Annotated in this window: 8 protein-coding genes and 2 pseudogenes; 1 reads left to right on the top strand and 9 read right to left on the bottom strand. The window is 58.6% G+C overall.

Going from position 1 to position 10528, the window contains the following annotated elements; translation table 11 throughout:
- A pseudogene (locus AC1D2N_RS33970) lies at positions 1–136 on the top strand (antirestriction protein ArdC); the annotation flags it as partial.
- 43 nt (positions 137–179) lie between these two features.
- Here AC1D2N_RS33970 and AC1D2N_RS33965 read toward each other — a convergent pair.
- The 9 genes and pseudogenes from AC1D2N_RS33965 to arfA form a co-directional block, all read right to left on the bottom strand.
- Positions 180–425 (bottom strand): WGR domain-containing protein, encoded by a 246-nt coding sequence (locus tag AC1D2N_RS33965; RefSeq protein ID WP_130653666.1) that lies wholly within the window; start codon positions 423–425, stop codon positions 180–182.
- Positions 426–521: 96 nt separating this feature from the next.
- A pseudogene (locus tag AC1D2N_RS33960) lies at positions 522–674 on the bottom strand (type IV secretory system conjugative DNA transfer family protein); the annotation flags it as partial.
- Between the two features lie 58 nt (positions 675–732).
- A complete protein-coding gene (locus AC1D2N_RS33955) occupies positions 733–2973 on the bottom strand; it encodes a bifunctional diguanylate cyclase/phosphodiesterase (protein WP_130653664.1) in 2241 nt (746 codons plus the stop codon).
- Between the two features lie 124 nt (positions 2974–3097).
- A complete protein-coding gene (locus AC1D2N_RS33950; protein WP_115156824.1) occupies positions 3098–3910 on the bottom strand; it encodes an ABC transporter ATP-binding protein in 813 nt (270 codons plus the stop codon).
- Positions 3907–4896: an ABC transporter ATP-binding protein gene (locus AC1D2N_RS33945; RefSeq protein ID WP_130653663.1), complete on the bottom strand. Its 990-nt coding sequence runs from the start codon at positions 4894–4896 to the stop codon at positions 3907–3909. The genes AC1D2N_RS33950 and AC1D2N_RS33945 overlap by 4 nt, the downstream gene beginning before the upstream one ends.
- 1 nt (position 4897) lies before the next feature.
- Positions 4898–5755 (bottom strand): ABC transporter permease, encoded by an 858-nt coding sequence (locus AC1D2N_RS33940; RefSeq protein ID WP_018246418.1) that lies wholly within the window; start codon positions 5753–5755, stop codon positions 4898–4900.
- 3 nt (positions 5756–5758) lie between these two features.
- Positions 5759–6763 carry an ABC transporter permease gene (locus tag AC1D2N_RS33935; RefSeq protein WP_018246419.1) on the bottom strand — a complete coding sequence of 335 codons (1005 nt, stop codon included), beginning with the start codon at positions 6761–6763 and terminating at the stop codon, positions 5759–5761.
- 112 nt (positions 6764–6875) lie between these two features.
- Positions 6876–8780: an ABC transporter substrate-binding protein gene (locus AC1D2N_RS33930; protein ID WP_130653662.1), complete on the bottom strand. Its 1905-nt coding sequence runs from the start codon at positions 8778–8780 to the stop codon at positions 6876–6878.
- Between the two features lie 191 nt (positions 8781–8971).
- Positions 8972–10480: an arabinosylfuranosidase ArfA gene (gene arfA / locus AC1D2N_RS33925; RefSeq protein ID WP_130653661.1), complete on the bottom strand. Its 1509-nt coding sequence runs from the start codon at positions 10478–10480 to the stop codon at positions 8972–8974.
- Positions 10481–10528: the final 48 nt, after the last annotated feature.

The raw sequence follows: 10528 nt of genomic DNA, 5'->3' as shown, positions 1-10528 counted from the left end.
AAGCTATCTCGATGGCTGGCTTAAGGTTCTTGGCAACGACAAGCGCGCCATCTTTTCCGCGGCAGCGCATGCGCAGCGGGCCGTCGACTACCTGCATTCCTTGCAGCCGGAGTTCGACGAGGAGGCGGCGGCGTGAGCCGTCTCTTCCTTCACTCAACCATGAGAGACGCGGATGCGGATCACTGCAGCGGCCGATAACCTCGCGAGCGCTTCTTGCGCAAAAGGGCGAGCAGGAGATCGACGGCTTTCGCCTCGCTGTCGAAGACATGGATCTTCTGCCGTCCGCGGCTGCCGATTCGTCCCCAGCTGCGCACGAGCGAGGTCTCGCCGAAGAGGTTCGCCTCGATCGACAGCGCATAAAAGCGAGCCATGTTTTTGGCAAGCTCTCTGCGTTCGATATAGACCTGATAGGGCTGAACTGTCATGCCGGCAGGATCGCAAACACCAGGTGAGGGTGTCCAACGACATTTGTGAATCGGTCAGGCCCGATCGATTCATCGGGGTGATGTGAACCGCTTGGCTCATCTCTCCTGGCTTATCTCCTGCTTGGCAAACAATCTGGCAAATTCAGGGTCGGCATAATAGCGCAACGTTGTCGCAACGATTGGCCGCTGAACGGTGATGAACAGCAGTTCGGTCTCGGCATGCATGTTGCGAACTTCGTCGGGCGTCAGCGGCGATGAGTCTAGGATCGACGGAAGATAGTCATACAGGGAATGCGGGGTTTGGCTATCAGCCTGCCTCGGTCATTCCTTTGTCCTTTATGCGGCAAAATTCAATCAACTGCTCCGAGGTCATTGGTCGTGCCAGAGCGTAGCCTTGCAATATATGGCAACCGAGATCTTTCAGGATCTTCGCATGCTCCATGGTCTCCACGCCCTCTGCAACGATGTCGATGTTCTGCGATCGGCCGATTTCGATGATGGAGGAGACCAGACGGCGCTGAGATGGAGATGCGATAATCGGCTTGATAATTTCGCGATCGATCTTCAGGCGTCGCGGCTCAAATCGAAGCAAACTGACGATACTGGCATGTTCGGTGCCGAAGTCATCGATCTCGATTTCGATGCCAAGCTTTTTGACGGCTGGAATGATCTCCTTGAGAACAGGTTGAAGATCATTGAAGGAGATTGTCTCGAGCAGCTCGAAACACAGACGACCCTTCGCGATGGGAAGCTCGGACAGCTCGGCAAGCAGATTTGCCTGCGCCAGTCGACGCGCTGAAATGTTGACCGAGACACGTGGAATTTGCATTCCCAGGCTGTCCCATCTTGTCAGCTCGAACAGGGCCTTTTGCAGGATCAGCCTATCCATGTCGCCGGTGCGCCCCAGCTTTTCCGCGACGTCAAGAAATCTGTTCGGGGCGAGCAGACCCTTTTTCGGGTGATCCCAACGGGCCAGTGTCTCGACGCCGGCAATATCCAATGTGTTTGCATTGAACTGCGGTTGGAAGAATGCAACGAGTTCATCACGATCGAGCGCATGCGTGAATTCATCCGCCAATTCTTTCGAATGGATCGCGGCGCTGCGAAGCTCTTCTGTAAAGACCGCAGCGCGGCCGCGGCCGGCCTTCTTCGCCTCGTAGAGAGCCAAATCGGCATCGAGAAGCAATTGGCCGAGGTCCCGCCCGAGAGCACCTTCAGTCTCCCAGGCGACGCCGACGCTTGCACCGACAATACAGGCCGCACCGTCAATGAAGAGGGGTTGCTCGAGGGCATCGACAATTTGCCGGGCCAATGCGTTTGCCTTCGGCTCCGGATCGGCACTCCAGCTGGCGAAGATGAACTCATCTCCACCGATCCGAGCCGCTTCGTCGTTTGGACCAGCCAAATCGGCAAGGCGCGAAGCCGTTGCTTGCAAGACCGCGTCACCGCCGGCGTGCCCTTTCGTGTCGTTGATTTCTTTAAATCGATCGAGGTCAATATGAATGAGTATCAGACAATCTTGTGGACGAGGTCTCGGCGGTTGCGAGATCATCTGGTCGACAAATCGTCGATTGGGAAGCCCCGTCAATGCGTCATGCAATGACAGGTACTCCAGCCTCTGTCGTGCTCGAACGAGCTTTTTCTTGTGAAGGCGAAGCTTTTCGATCGTTCTTTGGCGTGATTTGGTCAGAAAACCGATCCAGACAATCGGCGCAACGACGCAAAATGCCAATAGGCTCGCGTAGAACTCAAAAGTGCCGATCCCGCTATTTTGGCCCCATCCCTGCTTTGGCAGTGCGGCGAGGGTCCATCGGCCATAAACCATATCAACGGATGTCTGGACCGGTTTCCTGGAAAAGGTTGCCAGGCTGCCGAAAAAAACCTGTTTGGGCGAATTCGGCTCCGGTACCGTGCTGATGGCGATCTCAAGTTCGGTCGAACCAAGGCCACTTTCCTGGTAAAGCTTTGGTATGTCTACTATTCCGGAAAGCAGCCCCCAAAAGATCTGGCTTGTTCCGTCATTGATGTAGATCGGGCACCTGACCACAAAAGCGGTTCCACCTTGGACAAGCTCCACCGGGCCGGTCAGAACGATATTATGCGTGTTGCGCGCCAGCATCGCGGCAGCCCGTTGCTTTTCATTGGTTCGGTAGTCGAGCCCGATGGCCTTTTCGTTTCCTTTCTCCGGATAAACCCACCTGACCACCATGTCGGGCGCAGCGGCGAAGCTTCGCAATTGTGAATCGGGCTGCAGGATCTGCGCGGCAAGTTTGGAAAAGCCGCTTTGGCCCATCTCTGGATTGACTGCGATGCCGGCCGCCAGCCCCTGCAACAGCTTCACATTGCTGTTGAGGTTCGTCTGAAGCCGGGAGGATATGGTGGCAAGCTCGCCGGCAACGATGGAGCGTTCATCGGCCAGCGATCGCTCCAGCCGCCAGTTGGTTGCGACCCAGACGACGATTGCTGCAATAATTGCCGCAAATATTGCGGGCGCGAATGCGCTGGTATGGCTTATTACGGAGCGAGCGAGATTTCTTCGAAACTTCATCAGGTTGCCGGCGTGGATGACAGGCCCTCATCCTTGCACAGTTTCTTTAAGGCAACGCTAAACCTGCCAACCCTCATAAAGGAAAGCTGCCTATTCGTCCTGGCTGCGCCATCCCCCGCAGCACCTACGTCACCGGGCTGAAGTCGGCGGCCAGAACCGCGTCCTTGAGTGCCCGCGAATACGGATGCTGCGGGTTGTCCAGGACAGTGCGGGCCTGTCCTCGCTCGACGATTTCGCCTTTGCGCATGATGATGATGTTGTCGCTGATATAATAGGCGGTGGCGAGGTCGTGGGTGATGTAGACGATTGAAAGGCCGAGCTCGTTTTTCAAGCGGCCGAAGAGATTGACGATGGCCATGCGCAGCGATGCGTCGACCATGGAGACCGGTTCATCTGCCACAAGCAGGCGGGGTTGCGGGATCAGCGCGCGGGCGATGGCGACGCGCTGAAGCTGGCCGCCCGACAATTCGTGGGGAAACCGGCCTTTCACCTCTTCAAGGGTCAGGCCGACATGGACGAGCGCGGCATCCGCCATCCGCTCCGCCTGCTCTCGGTCCGGCCGTTTTCCCGAGAACGAAAAATTGCGGGCGGTCTCGAAGAGATAACGGTCGACACGTTTCAGCGGATTGAAGGCTTCGAAGGGGTTCTGCAGAACCGGCTGGACCTCTTTCATGAACGCCCTGCGCTCGGCTCTGCTATGGATGGCGACGGTCCTGCCGCTGAATTGAAGCTCGCCTTCCGTTGGTTCGGTCTGGCCGAGGATCATCGCCGCGATCGTCGATTTTCCCGAGCCGGATTCGCCAACGATCGAGAGGATCTCCGGCTCCTCTCCCAGTTCGAAGCTGACATCCTTGACCGCCGTGATCAGGCGCCGGCCGAGCATGCCGCCCTGGCGGTAGACTTTCGTCACATGCGAGAGACTAAGAAGAGCACTCAAACCTGATCTCCCGTAACGGCAAAACACGCCACGCGCCGCTGCGGCTCGACGGTGACGAGCGGCGGAACCTTCTGCGAGCAAATCTCCATGCGCTTCGGACAGCGCGGGTGAAACCGGCAGCCTTCCGGCGGCATGGCGAGGTTCGGCGGACGACCCTCCAGCGAAGGGCGGGCCGTCGCATCGCCGATGCGCGGCAGGCTGCCGACGAGGTGCTGCGTATAGGGGTGGAGCGGCATGTTGAAGAGTTTGGCGGTCGGCGCTTCCTCGACAAGACGCCCGGCATAGACAATGCCGATGCGGTCGGAGACCGTCGCGTGAACCCCCATATCATGGGTAACGAACAGGAAGGACGAGCCCATCTCGCGCTGGATTTCGCGGATCATCGACAGAACGTCGCGCTGAACGATCACGTCGAGCGCGGTCGTCGGTTCGTCGGCGATGATGAATTCCGGCGTCAGGATTGTCGCCAGTGCAATGGTCATGCGCTGGCGCATGCCGCCCGAGAGCTCGTGGGGGTAGGCGTCGAGCAGATGCGGATCCAGCTTCAGCCGCTGCAGATGGGTGGCGACCCTTTCGAAAAACTCGCTCTTGCCGACCTTCATGTGGCGAAAGGCGAAATCGGTGAAGGAGTGACGGATCCGGCGCACCGGATTGAGCACATTCATCGAGCCCTGCATGATATAGGACAGATGCCGCCAGCGCAGCGCCAGGCGCTCTTCCGGCTTCATCGCGTAGATATCCTGGGTGCCGCCGTCGAAATGGAATGTCACTTTCCCGGACACGACCCTCAGCGGCGGCCGGATTGCGCCGGCAATGGTCTTGATCAAGGTCGTCTTGCCGCTGCTCGATTCACCGGCAACGCCATAGACCTCGCCGCGGCCGATCGTCAGGCTGATATCGTCGACGGCGCGCACCTCGCGATCGACGCCGTAGAGGAAGGCACGGTAATAGGCTTTCAGATTCTCAATTTCGACCAAAGGATCCATACTAACTTCCCATCCGGTTCAGCCGGCTGCGCGGATCATTGTATTCGTTCATCGACATGGACAGCAGGAAGAGCGCCAGGAAGAGGACGACGATGACGGCGACAGGGGCGGCCACCCACCACCATATGCCTGATATCAGCGCCGAATGCGCATTGGCCCAATAGATCATCATGCCCATGGTCGGCGTCTCGATATCGGTGAAGCCGAGCACCGACAGGGTGATCTCCATGCCGATCGACCAGATCATGTTGTTCATCGTGGTGGCAAAGACGATCGGCAGAACGTAAGGCAGGTGCTCCTCGACGAGGATCTTGCGCATGCTCATGCCGGAATAGACGCTCTGGGTGGTGAAGGATCTCGTCTTCAGGCTGATCGCTACCGACCGGATGAGGCGTGCGTCATAGGACCAGCCGAGCGAGGCCATGATGACGATCAGCGCCGTCCAGGTCATGCTGTCCTTCAGTACGAAATAGAAAAGGATCAGCAGCGGAAATTGCGGGATGACCATGACGCTGTCGTTGATGGCCATCAGCACCCGGTCGACCGCACCGCCGGCATAACCGGCGACGAGGCCGACGACCAGCGAGATGATGCGTGAAATGAAGGCGACGCCGATGCCGAAAAACAGGGTGTTGCGAAGGGCGGTCGTCAATTGCCAGAAAACGTCCTGGCCACGCGATGTCGTGCCGAGCCAATATTCGCCGTCGGGCGGCATATCGGGCGGTAGAAGATAGATGTCCGTCGCGCCGTAAGGCGAGAAATAGGACACGACTATCAATCCGACGATGACGGCAAAGAGCAGCAGGCCGCAGAGGAATTCCATATTCTGGCGTGCGAGGTCGCGGACGATCGTAAACATGTTCTATTCCACCTTGATACGCGGATCGATCAGCGGGCTCAGAATGTCGATGATGAACACGGCAGCGGCAACGCCGACGATCGACAATGCGCTGAGGCCGAGCACCAGGCTGTAATCGCCGGCATGCACCGCTTCGATCAGCAGGTTGCCGATGCCCGGATAGCCGAAGACGATTTCGGTAATGACCGTGCCGTTGAAGATCGCGCCGAGCGACATGGCAAGCCCGGTAAATTGCGGCACCATGGCATTGCGGGAGATGTAGGAGCGGAGAATTTTCCGTTTGGGAACGCCGCCGAGTTCGGCGAAGACGACATAATCCTCGGTGATGATGTTGGATACGAGGGCGCGCATCCCGATCAGCCAACTGCCGGTTCCCACAAGGATGAGAGAAAAGGCCGGCAGGATGGAGTGCTTCAGTATATCGAGGACCAGGGCGAAGGAGAGGTCCAGATTGGCGTTCATCTCGTAGCCGCCATTGATCGGCAGCACCGGCCAGAGATAGCCGAACACAATCAGAAGCACGAAGGCGAGAATATAATAGGGAATGGGAAGCAGCGCGATGAAGACGAGGCTGACGGCCTTCATCACCATATTCTTCCGGTAATAGCCGGCGAGCGCGCCGATCGCATTGCCGAGCACGAAAGTGATCAGGGTCGACATCGTCATCAGCCCGATGGTCCAGGGCAGGGACCGCAGGATGATAGTGGAAACGGGTGTGGGAAAAGCCGATAGCGAGGGACCGAGATCACCGGTCGCAAGCCGAAGCCAGAAATGCAGGTATTGCTGCCAGATCGAGCCCTCCATTCCGTAAAGCTCGCGAAGCGACTGGCGCATCAGTTCGATCGCATTGGGATCGGACTGCCCCATCTGCGTGATGGCGCCTATGCTTTCTTCGACCGGATCGATCGGGGTCAGGTGGGTGACGAAGAATGTGATGGTCACGCCAAGAAATACCACGAGCAGAAACTGACCGAACCGCTTCAGCACAAAGAGCAGATAAGACGTCATAGGGCAGTGGTTCCTCTCTGGTTCCCTTCATCGACAGGAAAGGATCGACGGACATGCCACATGCCCGTCGATAGGGGGCCGGCGCGCAACACTCGCGCCGGCGTTGGGAGGATTATTTCGGTTGTGCCGGCTTGAGTTTGACCATCATCAGCCTGGAGTTTGCCCAATTCGGCACTGGGTCGGTATAGGGGTCTGATATCGTCGGATAGCCGGTCCAATAGGTCGTATCCATCGAGGTAAAGACGTTATACGACATCAGCGGGATCGTCGGCATTTCGCGGGCGACCAGCTTCAGATAATCCTTGCCGAGTTCGACGCCCTTCGGATCGTCGGCGCTGATGCCGCGGATGCTTTCGATGATCTTGTCGAGCTCCGGATTGCTCCAGCGCTGCCAGTTGCGCGGCGGCTGATTGTCACCCTTCTTGGCCACGAACTGCGAGTGCCAGCTGTCGAGGAAGAACGACAGGTCAGGATCGCCGCCCCAGGTCTCGACGCTCCAGGCAATCGCCACCTGGAAATCGCCGGGCTGGAGTGCCACCTGCCAAAGTTTCGCGGCCGGCACGGCTTTGGCGTCGATGCCGAATGCGGCCCATTGCTGTGCGATCAGCGTTCCGGCGCGGGTGAAGACCGAGCGTGTGTCGCCTTCCACCGTCATCCGGATCTTGAAGGGCTGTCCATCAGGGGTCAGCCATTTGCCGCCGGATTTCTTGAAGCCTGCCTTCTCCAGCAGTTCGCCGGCAGCCTTCGGATCCGGTTTCCACCAGCCATAGCCGAAGGCACCGCTGATTGCCTGCGGGTCGGTCGGGATCTGGTCCTTGAACTTCGGCTGCTTGCGCAGAATATCGGCGATCTGTTGCCCGACCGTCGGGTCATAAGGCTTGATCTTGCTCTTGCCGGTATCGATCTCGAAATTCTTCAGCCAATCCTGCATCGGCGCCTGATAGTCCTTCATCGTGGCCGCCGTCGGCGGCACGCCGAGCGCCGAAAGGGTCGCTGCCCCGCGATAGCTCGCCATGTCGACCGCCTTGATGTCGATCAGCAGGGCGAGCGCCCAGCGTACATCAGCGTTGTCAAATGGCGGATCCTGCGTGTTGAAAATGACAGCCGGAAGTGTCGGATCCGGATGGGCGAAGGGGAAGCCCGGGAACCAGGTTTCGATCGACTTGGATTTCTCCTTGAGGGTGAACATGCCCTCTGGCGTATTGTCGTGGATGATATCGAGATTGTGCTCGAGCTGGGCGATCGTCCGCTTATCCGGCGGGCCGGGATCGGTATAGGTCACGTATTTCGGGGCCGGCTCGCCGAAGCGGGCAAGCGAGGTCCGTTGCCAGTCGTCACGCTTCTCCCAGGTATACCATTTGCCCTGGGGATCAAACGACTTGAGCTTGTATGCGCCGAGCGAGACGGGATTGGCGAAGTCATAACGAAGCGGATCTTCGACTTTTTCGAAGACATGCTTGGGCATGATCCAGGCGCCGTTCCAGCGAACGGTGAAAATGGCGTGGAAGCGCGAATTGGGCTTCTTCAGCTTGAACACGACAGTCGAGGGGTCGGTCGCCTCGACGCTTGCCACCTGCACCGAGAAGGCAGCACTCCAGACCATGCCGGGGTGATCCATCTGCGTCTTGACGGTGTAGACCACGTCGTCTGCAGTGAACTCCACGCCGTCGCTCCAGAAGAGCCCCTTGCGCAGTTTCACGGTCATCTCGGTGAAGTCGGCATTATATTGCGGCTTGTCGGCAGCCAGCGAATTGTCCCAGGTCGCGCCGCCAAGCCCTTGTTCGGGATCGATATACCAGAGCGTATCCATGGTCAGCTGCTGCAGGCCGGTCGATACGCCGCCGCCGCCATTGACCCAGATGTTGAACCAGCCGGGATTTTTGATCGTCCCTTCCGGATTTTCGACGATGAGCGTCTCCTTGCGCGGCAAGGAGGTGTAGTCATCGGCCTTGGCCGTCGCGGTCAGGCCGAATGCGGCCAGCGCGACGCCAAATGCGAGCCTCTTCCACTGTTGCATGAACTCCTCCCTAGAAAGCGACGATCCGGCGGCCGCAAAGGCACGCATGGGCACGTCGCGGTTGTCGGTTCGCAGAGGCCTCAGGACTCAAGGTCCAGAGCTTCGGCGAACCATCCCTCCGGCTCCCTGCCTCCTCGCAGCGAGCCGAAATCTCAGCCGGTGGCCAATCGTGGCTTACCCGGCGGCGGCTGTCACACTGACAGCCGGATGACGTTGTAGGACAGCGGCTTCAGCGCCGCCCGCAACCGTCCATCCTCAATCTTTCCACTCTCGACATTGACCGGAGCGACCGTTTGCGGCCGCGCAGCCGTATTGACGGCTTCCAGATCACCGTGGGTCATTTCCACCTGCTCGACCACGCGGGCATTTCCGAAGCCTTCCAACCGCACATCGAGATCGAGCGCCGCGCTCGGATGACGATTGACGGCAAAGAAGGTCAGGGTCTTGCCGTCCTCGGAATGGACGGCCGATACGTCGAGATAGGGAACGTCGTTCTCCTCGTCGCTGTCATAGGTCGGACCATCGACGACCAGCTGCAGTGCCGAGCCGCGGCCATATCTGGAGGCGTAATAGAAGGGGTAATAGATGGTCTGGCGCCAGGCGGCGCCGCCGTCCTCGGTCATGATCGGGGCGATGACGTTGACGAGCTGCGCGATGCAGGCGATGCGTACGCGGTCGGAGCGACGGATGAAGGTGTTCAAGATGCCGCCGACCTGCAGCACGTCTTCGAAATTGTAGATGTCTTCCAAGAGATGCGGCGCATCCGGCCATTCGTCGCGCGCCAGGATCTCCTTGTCCTGCTGGTTGGAATGATACCAGACATTCCATTCGTCGAAGGAAATGCCGATCGTCTTCTTCGAGCGTTTTTTCGCCTTGATGTAGTCGATCACGCCGCCGATCGTGGTGATGTAGCGATCGAGCTTCGTCGCGCGGGCGAGATAGTTAAGCGTATTTTTCTCGCGGTTGGCAAAATACATATGCAGCGAGATATGGTCGGCGCTGTCATAGCACTGCTCGAGGACCTGGGCCTCCCATTCCGGATAGGTCTTCATATCGGAATTGGACGAGCCGCAGACCACGAGTTCGAGCGACTTGTCGAAGCCGCGCATGGCCTTCGCCGTCTCATCCGCCAGCCGGCCATATTCGTAGGCGGACTTGTGACCGACCTGCCAGGGACCATCCATCTCGTTGCCGAGGCACCACAATTTGACATCGTGCGGATTGGACCAGCCGTGCTTGCGGCGCAGATCCGACCAGTAGGTGCCGCCCGGATGATTGCAATATTCGAGGAAATTGCGGGCTGCATCCAGGCCGCGTGATCCGAGATTGACGGCGAGCATCGGCTTGGTGTTCGCCTTCTTGCACCAGTCGACGAATTCATTCACGCCGATCTGGTTGGCTTCGCGGGTGCGCCAGGCAAGGTCGAGGCGAACCGGGCGCTCCGCACGGGGCCCGACGCCGTCTTCCCAATTATAGGCCGAGACGAAATTACCGCCGGGATAGCGGCAGTATGGCGTGTCAAGATCACGCACCAGATCGAGGACATCCTGCCGGAATCCATCCTCATCGGCCGTCGGGTGTCCGGGCTCATAAATGCCCCCGTAGATCGCCCTGCCAAGATGCTCGAGAAATGAACTGTAGAGCCTGGAGTCAATGGTCGCGATGCGGAAATCGCGGTGAACCACAACGTTCGTCTTCAACGGATCCTCCCGTTTATATATCAGATATTTTGTTTTCTTGCCTCTAAC

The sequence above is a fragment of the Rhizobium sp. P1_B8 genome, from assembly GCF_056406515.1.
Note: the sequence above shows the minus strand (reverse complement) of the source record. Positions and strands in the feature narration are given on the sequence as shown.

Bases quoted from the DNA above. Each gene is read 5' to 3' on its own strand.
- AC1D2N_RS33945 (WP_130653663.1), bottom strand. From the start codon at position 4,896: ATGGATCCTTTGGTCGAAATTGAGAATCTGAAAGCCTATTACCGTGCC.
- AC1D2N_RS33955 (WP_130653664.1), bottom strand. From the start codon at position 2,973: ATGAAGTTTCGAAGAAATCTCGCTCGCTCCGTAATAAGCCATACCAGC.
- AC1D2N_RS33935 (WP_018246419.1), bottom strand. From the start codon at position 6,763: ATGACGTCTTATCTGCTCTTTGTGCTGAAGCGGTTCGGTCAGTTTCTG.
- AC1D2N_RS33940 (WP_018246418.1), bottom strand. From the start codon at position 5,755: ATGTTTACGATCGTCCGCGACCTCGCACGCCAGAATATGGAATTCCTC.
- AC1D2N_RS33965 (WP_130653666.1), bottom strand. From the start codon at position 425: ATGACAGTTCAGCCCTATCAGGTCTATATCGAACGCAGAGAGCTTGCC.
- AC1D2N_RS33930 (WP_130653662.1), bottom strand. From the start codon at position 8,780: ATGCAACAGTGGAAGAGGCTCGCATTTGGCGTCGCGCTGGCCGCATTC.